Below are 14,923 nucleotides of genomic sequence, written 5' to 3' on the forward strand. Positions count from 1 at the left end.
TATGTCCGGCAGATTAATAGGGCGAACCGAGAAATGTCTCGATAAGATTATGATTCTATAAATCTTGATGTTTTTTCAGGCGATGTTTCTCAAATTCTTGCAAGGACTCATTAACACGTTTCATTTCCTCGACAATCTGCTGAATTAACACTTGCGGATCGAGGGCTTCCTCGCGGTGTTTCTCCAACTTGCGGCCCAGTTCAGTCAAGGTTGGAGCATTTAGCATTGCTGCTCCTCCTTTTAATTTATGACCCAGCTGTGACAGGGCGCTGGCATCATCGGTTTGCTGAAGTGATACCAACAACTCTTCGTGGCTGGTTCGTATGCTGTTGAGTAACACCAGACAACCTTCACTATCCTGTTCGGCCAGTTGTGTTAACAGCTGTGGGAAAGAGGAGATACTCGCTGCCGGCGGGGCCTGGATTTCGGGTTTTATGGCGCTGCGCCGGGTACAACGTGCAACCTGAGCAAGTAAGCTCTCTAAATCCAGCGGCTTGAAAAGACAATCGTTCATTCCCGCCTGAAGGCAGCGTTGCATAATATGCTGCTCAGCCGATGCAGTCAGGCCGAAGAGCATGATCGGTGTTAACTGATGCTCATGCTCGTATAGACGCAGCGCTTCAGCGAACTCAAAGCCGTTCATGCCCGGCATATTACAGTCTGTGATGATGAGGTCGAAACGTAATGGATCCTGCTGCCATAACGTCAGTGCTTCTGCCGCACTTTCACTCACCATGACTTGATGGCCGGCCAGTTCAAGCTGTTTCCCAAGCAGTAATCGGTTGGGTGCGTGATCGTCGATGATCATCACGGAGAGCTTGTCGGAGATCAGCGGCTGCGACAAATGAGGCTGTGTTTGATCCTGCGGTTCACCGGGCAAGGCACGGAAATAAAAAGAGAACACCGCGCCTTCCCCTGGCGCACTTTCCACAATCAGCTCACCATCCAGTAGATGCGCCAGATTACGACAAATGCTTAATCCTAATCCGGTGCCAATTTGCTGCTGCTGACGATCGCCCACCTGCACAAAAGGTTCGAAGATGGCGTGCTGTTGGTCCTCCGTCATGCCACAACCTTGATCGCTAACTTCGATCACGAATTCACAACCGTCCTCCTCCTGCGCAATGCCCTGCATGAGCACGACAGTGACAGTACCGTAATCGGAAAACTTAATGGCGTTGCTCAATAGGTTGGAGAGAATTTGATTCAGCATCAATGGGTCTGTCTTCACCCAGTAAGCAGCAATATCCATCTCTACCCGCAGTTCAAGTCCCTTATTCTCTGCTTTATTACGAAATAGCGTAACCGCTTGATCGAGAACATCAGGAAGGTAGACCGTTTCTAACGTTGGTTGATAAAGGCCGGACTCGATTTTCGACAAATCGAGAATATCGCCAATCAATGACAGCAACGCGCGTGCCGAATGGTACGCAACACGGATGTTCTCTGAGAGTGAATCAGCCGGTTGCAAGCGAGTTTCGAGCTCCAGTAAGCCAATCATGGCATGCAGTGGCGTGCGGATTTCATGGCTCATGCTGGCAAGAAATTCACTTTTGGAGCGGTTGGCTTTATCAGCCACATCTTTGGCGAGTTGTAACTCCTGCAGCAGCGCATTGCGTTCAGTGACATCCAGCCAGCCCCCAATAACACCTGCGACATCACCGTGCCGATCGCGAAACGGCAGTATCCAGTGATAAAGCTGGAATGTCCGCTGTTCAAAATCCATGTGTATATCGCGCATGACGGCTTCGCCATCCAGTAAGGTTTTTTGATAGCCATCTTCAATACTGTGAATACTGGCGTTATTGCCAGTGAGAACGTCCGACAGTCGTTTACCGATGACATCTTCTCGCTGGAAATCCATAAAACGTAGGTAGGCATTGTTGCAATCCACTAATCGGGTTTGTTTATCGCGGATATACATGGCAACGGGCGAGTCATTGAAGAGTGTATGAGTGAAATTGAGCTGATTTTTCAATGCATTTTCAGCCTGAATACGCTGCTGAATAACCTTCCGCAGATGACGGTTCCACAGCAAAATAAGGGCTATCAATCCGGCCGAGACGGACACGATCAGCAAGATAACTTGTTTGTAACTCTGCCATGAAGCACTGAGGAACGGCATCTCTGACTGACGCCAATGTGCCAGCAACTTGAACATGGTTTCGGGAGGAATCGCGATCAAGGCTTTATTGAGAATGCTAATCAGCGTTTCATTACCGGGTTCAACACGCATAACAAAACGTGCCGGGTCTGCACCCAACGTGGTTTCAATAATCAGGTCATCTGCATAATGGTTGTGGAGCAGATAATCCACAAAAATTTTTGGCAGCACTACCGCATCGATTTCATGCGCCTGCAGTTCGCGCAAGGCCTGCAAAGGATCGTTGATATAGGCGAGGTTCAGATGGGGATAATGCAGAAGCATCCAATCCTTCATCTGCCGATTGTTCAGCATGAGAGCCGAGCCAAAGGGAAAAGGATCCCGAGCCATAATATTCCGAGGGCGTTTATGGCGAATAATGACCCAGTGTGAAACCAGCCATGGGCGGGTTATTAACTGAGGTGGCATATCCGGGGTAAGCATCTCAAGCGCATACAGATGTGGAAAATGCTTATCGGTTTGGTTACGTCCACTTTCTTCCTGAACTTCTGAATTAAATGTAATGCCACTTTGGTTGGCTATCAGATCTAAAACATCAATGATCATGCCGCGAAACGGCATGCTTCCGTTGCGACTGCTGAGTGGAGCGAGGGTTTGCGGTAGTGCGGTGTTAATACGCGGGTGTGCCTGTAGCCATTTCTCCTCTTCATGCTTGAGTGCAAGCGGATTACGCTGCAGCACATGGTACGTATCCAGTTGCCAGCGCTTCGCTATCTGCATGCGAATAGAGAGAGGAATTTGTGTTAAGGAAAAATTAATCGCTTCGGCAAGTTGTGGATAACGCGGGCTAATGCCAAAGCTGAAATTCATTGGAATAGCGTGGTCATCTTTGGTTATATCCAGCGCATTTGCGAACATGAAGCGATTAAGGTGCGTAAGTGTGGCGGCATTGCCCCATACACGCTCTGTTTGGCCAAATACTGTTGCTGCGACAGCATCGTAGTAACCAGGAAAGCGAACTAAAAGGTCGCTCTTAAAAGTCTCTTCTAAATGTGCACGCATCAACGCTGAACCAGACCAGGCCATGCGATTGGGTTCATCAATTTTTAATGGAGCGTTCTGCCCAGACTTAAAACCGATCGCTGCATAATCCAGCATCCAGGGGTCGCTGGCGATCAAGGTTTGCGGCTTTGATACTGAGGGGGGTTCCACATAGATCGCTAATAGTTGCATTTCTCCGCTGGTTACGGCTTCCTGGGCCGCGCTATGGCTGGCGTAATAATGGATTTCTATTGTGGTATCCAGCATATTCTGAATCAGAGAGAGATAATCCGCACTCACGCCTTCGAATCGTCGCGTATCTATATCCATAAAAAGGGGCGGTTGTGGTTGCCCAGCGACAGCAACTTTGAGAACGTGATGACGAAACTCTGAAGAGATAGGTTCAGCCAGTTGTAAAGCAGGTTGAGCTACATCATATCGCGCCAGTAATTGCAGTTTTTTCTCTGATGCTATTAATGAACATGAAACTAAAGCCAGAAAAAATAATGCCAACAAGCGAAAAGTATTAAGATTAATTAGCACGCTGCCTTCTTAAGGTATCCATTAATATCTATTAGGACCAGGGATTATAAAGATATTATTATCTTTCGCTCGTTCTATTCTTTTACTGTTAAAATTTTGCGACCATTCTCAAATATTTGATTTTTAGCGAAAGAGAGAGGGTGATGACGATGTCACTATATGATGTTCATTTCTTAGCTTATTCAGTTAGTTAGATTGCTCCTTTTCTTTCAAGACAATTCTTATGTGGTCTTGTTAAGGAGTTAAGTCAGACTTTTCCCACTTTTACGTGAGCAGGCAAGTAAGAATCTATCACGGAAAAATATAAACCTAAAAGGGGTATATAAAAATGACCGCTATTAGGGTGACGCTATCGATTTAGAATTCTGATGTTGTGAAGGCTATTTTTTCACAGCTGTTGTAATCGACACCATTTATTTATTGAAGCGGGTGTGACAGTCAGAATTGGACAAAGTTAATGCTGTAATAAAGGAATAAACAAATGGTATATGCACACAATAAACAAGTGCGTGTGGCTGTCCTTGATGATCACCCCATGGTCCGTACCGTTTTCGAGTTGTGTTTGAAACATGAGCCCGATATTCATTTGGTGGGTACCTGGGCTTCAAGTAATGAATTATTTAATCAGCTGAGAAGTACCGTAGTCGATGTGCTGGTACTGGATTTCCTGCTGGGTGAACGTGAACTGGATGGTTTGGCGCTGGTGAAGCAACTGCGTAATCACCATCCCCAGCAAAAAATTCTGATCTCTTCTTCAATGGAGAGTCCGGCCATCGTCAAAATGGTGCTAAGTGCAGGCGTGAAAGGCTTTATTGGCAAAAGCCACAATATGCAGGAAATTACCCATGCGATTCGTCAGGTGGCGCAGGGACGTTTGTTCTTGTCTAAAGAAGTCGCCTACGAGGTTGAAAATCTCTATGTCATGAGCGAAGAGTCGCTGGATGACAGCCTCGATTTCAGCAGCAAAGGCAATATGTATGAGAAGGTGAAAACCCTCAGCCCGCGTGAAGTTGAAGTGGTGCGTTGTTTTCTCGATGGTTTGAGCGTGTCACAAATTGCCGTGAAGTTTAAGCGCAGTCGTAAAACCGTGAGCGGGCAGAAACAATCGGCGCTGAAAAAGCTCGGTTTACGTTCGGATTCTGAGCTGTTCAAATACAGCCACGACCTGATGTCAGGCTATTAATTCTCTTCACGGGCGGCCACTTACGGCCGCTTGTTTCCTCTTCGGCATCGCAGACTTCACGTTCCAGGTAACAGCTTTCCGTAACATGTTTTTAGGTGATGTTCATCACAGTTTTAAGCCGCATAACCCGGTCTGATGGCCCCCATTGCTACAGCTCTTATGGGGACGTTATGAATATCGAAACGCAATCCGGCGTAATCACTGGAAAAAAACAAGTCAGCGTTGCGCAGCAGCAGGTGAAATGGGACGGCAAGGGTACGCTGGTGCGTATCACGCGTGGCGGCATTTGTGGTTCCGATCTGCATTACTATCAGGAAGGCAAGGTCGGCAGTTTCGAGATCAAAATGCCGATGATCCTGGGCCACGAAGTGATTGGTTATGTGGTGGAGAGCGACAATCCAGCACTCAAACCCCAACAAAAAGTCGCGGTAAATCCCTCTAAGCCTTGCGGCGCGTGCAAATATTGCCAGCGCGATCAGGAAAACCAGTGCACCACCATGCGCTTCTTCGGCAGCGCCATGTATGTGCCGCACGTTGACGGCGGTTTTACCCAATACAAAGTGGTGGATAGCGCGCAATGCGTGCCGTTCCCGCAGGATGCTGATGAAACGGTCATGGTGTTCGCTGAGCCGCTGGCGGTGTGTATTCACGCCACGCAGCAGGCAGGTGATCTCACCGGCAAGCACGTGTTTATCTCAGGCGTGGGTCCGATTGGGTGCCTGATTGCGGCGGCGGCCAAAGCGCGCGGCGCGGCCTCCATTGTGTGCAGCGATATCAGCGAGCGTTCACTGGAGATGGCGCAGCAGATGGGCGCAAGCGAGGTGATTCATGCCGCCGACGGCGATTTCGCGCCCTATCTTGCCGACAAAGGCTATTTCGATGTGGCGTTTGAAGCCTCCGGCCATCCTTCTTCGCTGCAGCGCTGCCTCGATGTGGTATGCGCCAAAGGTACGCTGGTGCAGGTTGGCATGGGCGGCACCATTCCCAATTTCCCGATCATGGCGCTGATTGCCAAAGAGATTAATCTGGTTGGTTCCTTCCGCTTTACTCATGAATTCAACACCGCCGTCGAATGGCTGGCTACCGGCGTGGTAAACCCGTTGCCGCTGTTCAGCGGTGAGTATGCCTTGCAGGATATCGATGCCGCGCTGCAGTTTGCCGGCGATAAAACCCGTGCCGCTAAAGTCCAGTTAACCTTTTAAGGAGCAGTGATGAGCCAGTTATTTTCCCTCGAAGGCAAGCGTGTGCTGCTGACCGGTTCGGCGCGCGGCATTGGATATCTGCTGGCGCGCGGCCTGGCGGAAGCCGGTGCTGAAGTGATCATCAACGCCACCACGCACGAAGGCGCAGAGAAGGGCGCGGCGCAGCTGCGTGAGTTGGGCTTACGCGCGCACGCCAAAGCGTTTGATGTCACGCAATCGGCGCAGGTAAAACAGGCGGTAGATGAGATCGAAGCGGAGTGGGGCGCGATTGATGTGCTGGTGAATAATGCTGGCATCCAGCGTCGTCGGCCGTTCCTTGAATTCCCGGAGCAGGACTGGAATGACGTTATCGCGGTCAACCAGACCGCCGTATTCCTGGTTTCGCAAACTGTGGCGAAAAAAATGGTCGAGCGTCAGCAGGGTAAAATCATCAATATCGGTTCGATGCAGAGCGAATTAGGGCGCGACACCATCACGCCTTACGCGGCCTCCAAAGGCGCGGTGACTATGCTGACGCGCGGCATGTGCGTGGAGCTGGCGCGTCACAATATTCAGGTGAACGCCATTGCGCCGGGCTATTTCGTCACGGAGATGACTCAGGCGCTGGCTGACGATCCTGCCTTCACCGGCTGGCTAACCAAGCGCACGCCAGCCGCTCGCTGGGGCAAACCGGAAGAGCTGATTGGCGCGGCAGTGTTCCTTGCTTCCAATGCATCGAACTTCGTTAACGGGCATCTGCTGTTCGTTGACGGTGGCATGCGCGTCGCCGTGTGATGACCGGGCGCGGCTGGCATTATCATCGGGCCGCGCCTAAACCTTAATCACCCCTCTGTATTCCTAAGGATAATAAAAATGCCAATAACCATCATTGTGCTGGGTGTGATACTGCTGCTGGTGTTGATGATTGTATTTAAGGTCAATGGCTTCATTGCTTTGGTGTTTGTCTCGGCGGTGGTCGGTATTGCCGAAGGCATGACGCCACTGAATGTAATGGCCTCGATCCAGAAAGGTATCGGCTCGACGCTGGGCGGATTAGCCATGATCCTCGGCTTCGGCGCTATGCTCGGGCGGCTGGTTTCCGATACCGGTGCCGCACAACGTGTTGCTACCACGCTGATCGCCGCTTTTGGTAAAGAGCGGCTGCAATGGGCGCTGGTGGTAACCGGACTGATCGTCGGCCTGGCGATGTTCTATGAAGTTGGCTTCGTGCTGTTGCTGCCGCTGGTGTTCACTATCGTGGCGGCTGCCGGGTTGCCGCTGCTGTACGTCGGCGTGCCGATGGTCGCCGCGCTCTCGGTCACTCACTGCTTCCTGCCGCCGCATCCCGGCCCAACGGCGATTGCCACCATCTTTGGTGCCAATCTCGGTACCACACTGCTCTACGGCATGATCATCACCATTCCAACGGTGATTATTGCCGGACCGGTTTTCTCGAAGTTCCTTAAAAGCTTTGAGAAGTCACCGCCGGAAGGGCTCTACAACCCAAAAATCTTCACGGAAGAGGAGATGCCAGGCTTCGGCATCAGTATTTTTGCCGCAGTGATTCCGGTGGTGCTGATGGCGATTGCCGCCGTCTTCGAGTTGACCACGCCGAAAGAGAACGCGCTGCGTCAGTTCTTCGAATTCATCGGTAATCCGGCAGTGGCGCTGTTTATCGCGGTGGTGATAGCGGTGCTGACGTTGGGGCTGCGCAATGGCCGTAAGATGGAAGAAGTGATGGATATGTGCGGCGAGTCGATTGCCGCCATCGCCATGATCATCTTTATCATCGCGGGCGGCGGTGCATTTAAACAGGTGCTGGTGGATAGCGGCGTAGGTAACTACATCGCCGATATGATGAAGGGATCGTCACTGTCACCGCTGCTGATGTGCTGGACGGTTGCGGCAATGCTGCGCGTGGCGCTGGGTTCAGCCACGGTGGCGGCGATCACCACCGCCGGTATTGTGACGCCAATTATCGCGGCCACGCATGCCGATCCGGCCTTGATGGTACTGGCGGTGGGTTCCGGCAGCGTGATCGCTTCACACGTGAACGATCCCGGCTTCTGGCTATTTAAGGGCTACTTCAACCTGAGCGTGGTGGAAACCCTGAAAACCTGGACGGTGATGGAAACGTTAATATCGATTCTCGGTTTAGCCGGCGTGTTGGCGCTCAATGCCATAATTCACTGATCGATAAAGCTTCACAAGGACGTGAAGCTCTTAACCGCGCGTGCGGATCCACGAGAAACGTGACTGATAGCCGCTGTCAAAATGGGTGTTGTAGCGATAGCTGGAACCCGCTTCCGCCATGCAGTAGGTACAGACGTTCAGCACTTCAATATGTTCCGCCACCACTCCCCGCTGTAACAACAAGCCTCGCGCCAGGTTAGGCAGATCAAACCAGATTCCATCCTGCTGGGCCCGCGCCTGCGGACGGATCGCTTGTGCGTTGTGCGGCTGCTGGGTGGAGTAGGGTAACGGCGGAAGATCGTGACGATCCTGCATATGTGTCACCAGATCGTTACCCAGTTCATAGCAGCACGGCCCGATCGCTGGACCGATTACCACACGCAGCGTTTCACGGCTGGCGCCGCGCTCCAGCAGACGATCAATCGCGTTGTTCAATACTCCACCGAGCGTGCCTTTTAATCCGGCGTGCACCGCCGCAACCTGCTGTTGTTGCGGATCGGCAAATAACACCGGCAGACAGTCGGCGGTATACACCGCGACCGGCAGATGATCTTCGCCAATCAAGCCATCCGATTCGCAACGCTTAGGCGGGATGTTTTGGCTTGCCAGCAACACATTGGCGCTGTGACGCTGTTGACCATAAGCCGCCTCTGCCGGAACGGGCTGGCCAGCCGGCTGAAAGGCGTATTCCAGCCAGGAAAAGTCATCCAATAGTCTTGATCGTGGACCGCTGTGGGGGTGCTGTACCATAAGTGTCTCCTCTCACCAAACCGCTGCTTTCTGCTGCCCACAGCTTACGTTAACTGCTACATTTTTAAAGCTTTACAAAAACTGACCCTAATCACTTAAGGATGAAATGATGAAGAAAACCACCTTGCTGGCGGCATCCGGCTTAATGGCGCTGGCATTAACCGGTTGTGCGCAGCCTTCTAAACAGCAGGCTCAGCAGCAGCTCGGCCTGCAATCGGTGCTGGCAGTAAACTGGTTCCAGCAATCCGGCGAATATCAGGCATTGAGTTGGCAGGCATTTAACAGCGCGCGCATGGCCTTCGATCAGGCGCCATCGCTGGCGGGTAAACCGAAAGCGGTTATCGTCGATTTAGATGAAACGATGATTGATAACAGCGCCTACAGCGCGTGGCAGGCGAAAAACGGCCAGCCCTTCTCGGGTAAAACCTGGTCAGCGTGGACGCAGGCGCGTCAGGCAACGGCCGTTCCGGGCGCAGTGGAGTTTGCCAACTACGTCAACAGCCACGGCGGCACTATGTTCTATATCTCCAACCGCGACCAAAAAGATTTTGCCGCAACGGTGGAGAACCTGAATAAGCTGGGCTTCAGCGGCGTGAGCGAGAAAACGGTGCGCTTGAGCACCGGCAATTCTAATAAGCAAGAGCGCTTCGACGCGGTGAAGAATGCCGGTTACAACGTGGTGCTGTATGTGGGCGACAACCTGAATGACTTTGGCGGTTCAACCTGGCATCAGGGAAATGCGCAGCGTCAGCAGTTCGTTAGCCTTAATCATCAGCGTTTTGGCACCCAATTCATCGTGTTACCGAACCCGCTGTATGGCGACTGGGAAAGTGGCATGGCGGAAAACTACAACAAACTCACGCCTGAGCAGCAACTGCAGGTGCGTGAAGCGCGTATGAAAGCGTGGAACGGTAAATAATTTGTCAGGTAAAATAGCGTCTGCTTAGGCAGGCGCATTCATGTCCTTTTCAGGTCCATCAATATTTACATAACTCCGTAACTATTATTCCCCTCACTGTTTTCCTGATCTCTTACTAAATTCATGGCAACTGAATAGCGAAATATCTCGTCTTATTTGCTGAATGGCAGTGAATCGCACTAATCATAAATTTTTTAATTAGGAATTCTTCCAGCTCATAAGGATTAAATTATAGCGTCGCTAAAATGGCATATAATTTTTGCGTGTATTGTTTTGTAATTGCACCGAAAATATCACATTTAAAATAGCTATTATTTAATTGTTAATAATGCTTTTTATCGATCCTGCTCATCATTCCGCTCCTTGCATAAACTTACCTGATTCATACGTTTATTGAAGTTTTGTTTACAAAAAGAGTCGTTTTGTCGACGTCAGAAATATTCATGATGCAAGGTAATGCTTAAGCGTCTATAAACTATTTTTGTGAGGAAGTTCTGCTTTCATCCTCAATGGTTCTTCATAGCCGCGTTTAATGACGTCGCTATCTGCCTGAAAGCGATCTTTTTAAATGTTGAGAGAAGATTATTGTGATGACCCTGAAACCCTTATTAGTGATAAATCGTACTCTGGCTTTGCGGCGCCGCGCGCGGTTAATTCAGCTATCTGCAGAGGAATCAACGCCATGAATTTAAGCACGCTTCGTCAGGATATTCCGGCTGGTTTGGTGGTGTTTCTGGTCGCGCTGCCGCTCTGTCTTGGCATCGCGCAGGCGAGTGGATTACCGCCCTTTGCGGGTCTGCTCACCGGCGTGATTGGTGGGTTGCTGGTGACTGCGCTGAGCCCCTCGCGTTTTGCGGTTAGTGGTCCGGCGGCGGGATTGGTAACGATTGTGGTCGCGTCGATCGCCACGCTAGGCAGCTTTTCCGCCTTTCTCACCGCGCTGATTCTGGCGGGTGCGTTGCAGTGCCTGTTAGGCTTACTGCGTGCAGGACGTTTTATCGCCTTAGTCCCGAGCAGCGTGATTAAAGGCATGCTGGCGGCGATTGGTATTTTACTGATTATGCAGCAAATTCCGGTAGCATTCGGCGCGGCGGGCGATGTTGAGCTTTTGTCGCTGGTAAACGGGGAATTTCACTTTTCCAGCAGCGCGATGCTGGTTGCTGGCGTGGGATTGGCTATTTTATGGCTGTGGACCACGCCGCTGATCAAGTCAGTTAAAGTGCTGAGCTGGATGCCCGGTCCGCTGGTAGCGGTGCTGGTAGGCTGTGCGGCGACGGTGTTTGGCGATCGCCTGTTTCCAGCGTTAGCTGAAGGCTTGCCGCGTATCGCGCTGCCCGCGTTCGACAGCATGTCGGCGCTGGTGGCTGAACTTGAAACGCCAGACTGGCAAGCGTGGCAGAATCCTGCGGTATGGATGGTGGCGATCACGCTGGCGCTGGTCGCGAGCCTTGAAACGCTGCTCAGCCAGGAAGCGCTGAAGAAACTGCGTCCGCAACATCCTGCACCTTCACCCAACAAAGAGATGTTTGCGCAGGGCATTGGTAATCTGACCGCCGGTTTCCTTGGCGCGATGCCGATTACTGCAGTGATTGTGCGCAGTTCGGTGAACGTCAGCGTTGGCGCGCAAACCAAACTGTCGATTCTGATTCATGGTGTGCTGCTGTTAATCTGCGGCCTGTGGTTCAGTAATCTGCTTAACGCGATTCCCCTTGCCAGCCTTGCGGCGGTGCTGCTTTATACCGGCTATAAGCTGGCCACGCCGCGCCTGTTCATTGAGCAGATGCGCATGGGACCGCAGCAATATGTGCCATTCCTTGCCACCATCGGCGGCATTATTGTGTTTGGCATGCTGGCCGGCATCGGAATTGGCATCGCTACGCAAATCCTCTACAGCATCTATAAAAGCCATCGCAACGCCTTGCAGCTCACGCGACATGACGATCACTACGTTTTACGCCTGCAGCAAAATCTGACCTTTATGCACAATCCAAAGCTGCAGGGATTGCTGGCAGAGATCCCGGAAAACAGCGTGGTGATTGCTGAGCACGGCAATGCCCAATATATGGATCCCGACGTTAAAGCGGTGCTAAAAGACTTTGGTGAAAACGCACGTAAACGTGGCATTCGTCTGAGTCAATGGCCTGTTGCGGTGAAATAGCCATAAGTCTGTGCTGGAACAACCGCTTTAAAACTAAAAAATCGGATATCTCGGATAGCCGATTTTTTTATTTACAGGGCATAATTGCCACAAGTTTTATCCTTTGTCTCTGGCGTTTCCACAATGCCATTAGGCGCGACGCTGCTTTTTATGGCAGGTGAGCGCCGCCCAGCCGCAGAGTAGGATGGCGAACACTTGCTTAATTACCGAATCATCGCACGGGTATTTCCGGTTTAATGCTTGCTGATGCTTAGGGTTGATGCAGGCACTTTCCAGGTTACAGGGTTCAGACGTATGCGCGTTATGCTGTTTGAAGAGAATAATTTTAAAAAGAATGCCCTCACGCTGTTCTTCATTACGCTGTTTTTCTGCTTTATCGGCAGCCATTTACGCATCCCTGAAGAGTTCTCACTATTCTGGCCGGTGAATGCGCTGGTGGCGGGATTAATAGTGAGGAATCCGTTTTTGCACACTACCTCCAGCTATCTGGTGTGCTTCAGTGCGATGATTTTTAACGACACGGTATTTTCCGGCTGGGCGCTGCCAGCGTTTACCGTCAATTTTGCCAACATTCTGTTTATCCTCGTCGCGGTCAGCATGCTGATCAAACATCTGCAACGTCCTTCCGCCCACAGCCAGGTGTTCAATGCCATGCGCATTTTTCCCGCCTGTTTTCTTGGCGCGGCGGCTTGTGCAACTTGGGGCGCGTGGGCACAGGATATTGATTTCAATGCGCGCTTTATTGTGGCGTGGAGCGACTGGTTCAGCGAACAGTTCTCTACTTCGCTGATGCTGCTGCCGGTGATGCTGGCGCGCCCGCTGCGTACGGTTTCACCGCACACCTTGCTGCATCCCGGCAAACTACTGCCGCTGGCGGCGGTCATCCTGTCGCTGATCGTTGGGGCATTGATTGGCGGGGCCGGCAGCCTGACATTCCCGGTTCCGGCGCTGATCTGGTGCGCCATCGTGTTGCCGATTCCATTGACCAGCTTAGTGATCCTGATAACCGGTATCACGGAGATTGTGCTGGTGTCGCATGGTGTGATGAACATCCAGGGAGACGATGCACTGCTGCCGATTAGCCATCTCACCTCGGCACGGCTTGGCGTCGCCACCGTTGCGCTCAGCCCGCTGCTGGTGGCGGTGAGCATGGATGCGATCCGCCAGTTAAATCATCGCCTTGCACTCCGCGCTAATTTTGATTTTCTCACCCAGTTGCTGTCCCGTTCCGGTCTGTATGAAAGCTTAAGAAATGAACCTTTCTCGCTACAACGGGAAGCTGGCGTTATTATGCTTGATGTCGACTATTTCAAAGCCATTAACGACAATTTTGGCCACGATGCCGGTGATTGCGTGCTGGAAGAGATTGCGCGGCGCATTCAGCGCGTGGTTGGCAATCGTGGCATGGTGTGTCGCTTTGGTGGCGAAGAGTTTGTGATGGTGATGTTCGATTGTAACCATAGCCAGCTTTACCAACTCGCCGAAACGGTACGTCAGGCGATGGTCAAAGAGAAGTTCTGGATTCAGGGCAACACGGTGACGGTAACTGCCAGTTTAGGTCTGGCGCGCGGCAGTGCGCAGAACGAACGTGAATGGCCAAGCGTGATCAATCGCTTAGTGTCAGCGGCGGATAAGAATCTTTATCTTTCCAAACGCAATGGCCGTAATCAAACCTCACCGGCGATGGAGCCGCGCAGCATGATGAATGACGTGGCCTGAGCCACGTCATGGCGATTCAAACGCTACTTTTGAGTTGGCTGGTTTGCTGGTGACGCTGCTGAGCCAGCTCAATCAGACGGGAAATCAGATCGCTGTAGCTCAAACCCGCTGCCTGCCATAACTTCGGATACATGCTGATATTGGTAAAACCTGGCAAGGTATTCACTTCATTGACAATGATCTCGCCGCTTTCCGTCAGGAACACGTCAACACGCGCCATGCCAAAACACTCCAGCGCCTGAAACGCAGTAATTGCCACCTGACGAATTGCCTCGCTGGCTTCATCGCTGATTGCCGCTGGCACCACCACTTGCGCACCGCTTTCGCTGATGTATTTGGTGTCGTATGAGTAGAAGGCATCATGCACCACCACTTCGCCGCACGGGCTGGCTTCTGGCGCATCGTTGCCCAGCACGGCACATTCAATCTCGCGCCCCTTAATCCCTTGCTCGATCAAGACTTTGCGATCAAACGTAAAGGCGAGATCCAGCGCGGCATCGAACGCTTCAGGGCTGTCGACTTTGCTCACGCCAACGGACGATCCCTGGTTAGCCGGTTTGATAAACAGCGGCAGGCCAAAGCGTGCAATCACGGCCTCAGCATCAATGTTCGCTCGCTGTGCCTGCGTCACGCTCAGCCAGGGGGCAACGTTCAGTCCAGCATCACGCAGCAGTCGCTTGGTAAAATCTTTGTCCATGCTGACGGCAGACCCGAGCACGTCAGAGCCGACAAACGGCAGATTCGCCATACGCAATAAGCCCTGTAGCGAACCATCTTCACCCAGCGTGCCGTGCACGATGGGAAAAATGACATCCAGCTGTGACAACGGCTGCGCCTGCTGACGGGTAATCAGCTGCTGGGAAGAACTGCCCGGAACCAGCGCGACATTTTCACCTGAACGATTAAGCGCAATCAGCTTCGGGTTCTCTGCGTTGAGCAAGAATCCCGAAGCATCATTGAGATGCCATTCACCCTGTTTATCAATTCCCAGCAACACCACCTCGTACTTGCTCTTATCGATGGCTTCGAGGATGTTTTTGGCCGATTGTAATGACACTTCATGCTCGGCCGATTTGCCGCCAAACACGATCCCTACGCGCTGTTTTATCATTGCTATTTGTCCGATTGCGAT

Annotated in this window: 11 protein-coding genes; 7 read left to right on the plus strand and 4 right to left on the minus strand. The window is 51.7% G+C overall.

Going from position 1 to position 14,923, the window contains the following annotated elements:
• Window positions 1–55: 55 nt before the first annotated feature.
• Window positions 56–3,688: an ATP-binding protein gene (locus tag IB226_RS15175; RefSeq protein WP_192236178.1), complete on the minus strand. Its 3,633-nt coding sequence runs from the start codon at window positions 3,686–3,688 to the stop codon at window positions 56–58.
• 481 nt (window positions 3,689–4,169) lie between these two features.
• Between IB226_RS15175 and IB226_RS15180 the strand changes: the two genes are divergently transcribed.
• From IB226_RS15180 to IB226_RS15195, 4 genes are all read left to right on the plus strand, one after another.
• Window positions 4,170–4,871 (plus strand): response regulator transcription factor, encoded by a 702-nt coding sequence (locus IB226_RS15180; RefSeq protein ID WP_101762921.1) that lies wholly within the window; start codon window positions 4,170–4,172, stop codon window positions 4,869–4,871.
• A gap of 170 nt (window positions 4,872–5,041) precedes the next feature.
• Window positions 5,042–6,073: an L-idonate 5-dehydrogenase gene (gene idnD / locus IB226_RS15185; RefSeq protein ID WP_110867381.1), complete on the plus strand. Its 1,032-nt coding sequence runs from the start codon at window positions 5,042–5,044 to the stop codon at window positions 6,071–6,073.
• A 9-nt stretch (window positions 6,074–6,082) separates the two neighbouring features.
• Window positions 6,083–6,847, plus strand: a complete 765-nt coding sequence (gene idnO / locus IB226_RS15190; RefSeq protein ID WP_192236180.1) for a gluconate 5-dehydrogenase — start codon at window positions 6,083–6,085, stop codon at window positions 6,845–6,847.
• A 78-nt stretch (window positions 6,848–6,925) separates the two neighbouring features.
• Window positions 6,926–8,245 (plus strand): gluconate:H+ symporter, encoded by a 1,320-nt coding sequence (locus tag IB226_RS15195; RefSeq protein WP_008103467.1) that lies wholly within the window; start codon window positions 6,926–6,928, stop codon window positions 8,243–8,245.
• A 30-nt stretch (window positions 8,246–8,275) separates the two neighbouring features.
• Here the strand turns inward: IB226_RS15195 and IB226_RS15200 are convergent, their stop codons facing one another.
• Complete coding sequence (locus IB226_RS15200) at window positions 8,276–8,995, minus strand: polyphenol oxidase family protein (RefSeq protein ID WP_101762924.1); 720 nt, start codon at window positions 8,993–8,995, stop codon at window positions 8,276–8,278.
• Window positions 8,996–9,104: 109 nt separating this feature from the next.
• Here IB226_RS15200 and IB226_RS15205 point away from each other — a divergent pair, with 109 nt between their 5' ends.
• On the plus strand, window positions 9,105–9,914 hold the full coding sequence (locus IB226_RS15205) for a 5'-nucleotidase, lipoprotein e(P4) family (RefSeq protein ID WP_192236533.1): 810 nt from the start codon (window positions 9,105–9,107) through the stop codon (window positions 9,912–9,914).
• 682 nt (window positions 9,915–10,596) lie between these two features.
• Entirely contained in the window at window positions 10,597–12,072 is a 1,476-nt protein-coding gene (locus IB226_RS15210; protein ID WP_192236182.1) for a SulP family inorganic anion transporter, read from the plus strand.
• Between the two features lie 129 nt (window positions 12,073–12,201).
• Here the strand turns inward: IB226_RS15210 and IB226_RS15215 are convergent, their stop codons facing one another.
• Window positions 12,202–12,459 (minus strand): hypothetical protein, encoded by a 258-nt coding sequence (locus tag IB226_RS15215; RefSeq protein WP_192236547.1) that lies wholly within the window; start codon window positions 12,457–12,459, stop codon window positions 12,202–12,204.
• Between IB226_RS15215 and IB226_RS15220 the strand changes: the two genes are divergently transcribed.
• On the plus strand, window positions 12,367–13,791 hold the full coding sequence (locus IB226_RS15220; RefSeq protein WP_192236190.1) for a GGDEF domain-containing protein: 1,425 nt from the start codon (window positions 12,367–12,369) through the stop codon (window positions 13,789–13,791). The two genes, IB226_RS15215 and IB226_RS15220, sit on opposite strands and share 93 nt — an antisense overlap.
• A gap of 16 nt (window positions 13,792–13,807) precedes the next feature.
• On the opposite strand, the gene ddlA is transcribed toward IB226_RS15220, so the two are convergent.
• Entirely contained in the window at window positions 13,808–14,902 is a 1,095-nt protein-coding gene (gene ddlA / locus IB226_RS15225) for a D-alanine--D-alanine ligase (RefSeq protein WP_192236192.1), read from the minus strand.
• Window positions 14,903–14,923: the final 21 nt, after the last annotated feature.

Source organism: Pantoea sp. PNT03 (genome assembly GCF_014852515.1).
Taxonomy (GTDB): Bacteria; Pseudomonadota; Gammaproteobacteria; order Enterobacterales; family Enterobacteriaceae; genus Pantoea; species Pantoea leporis.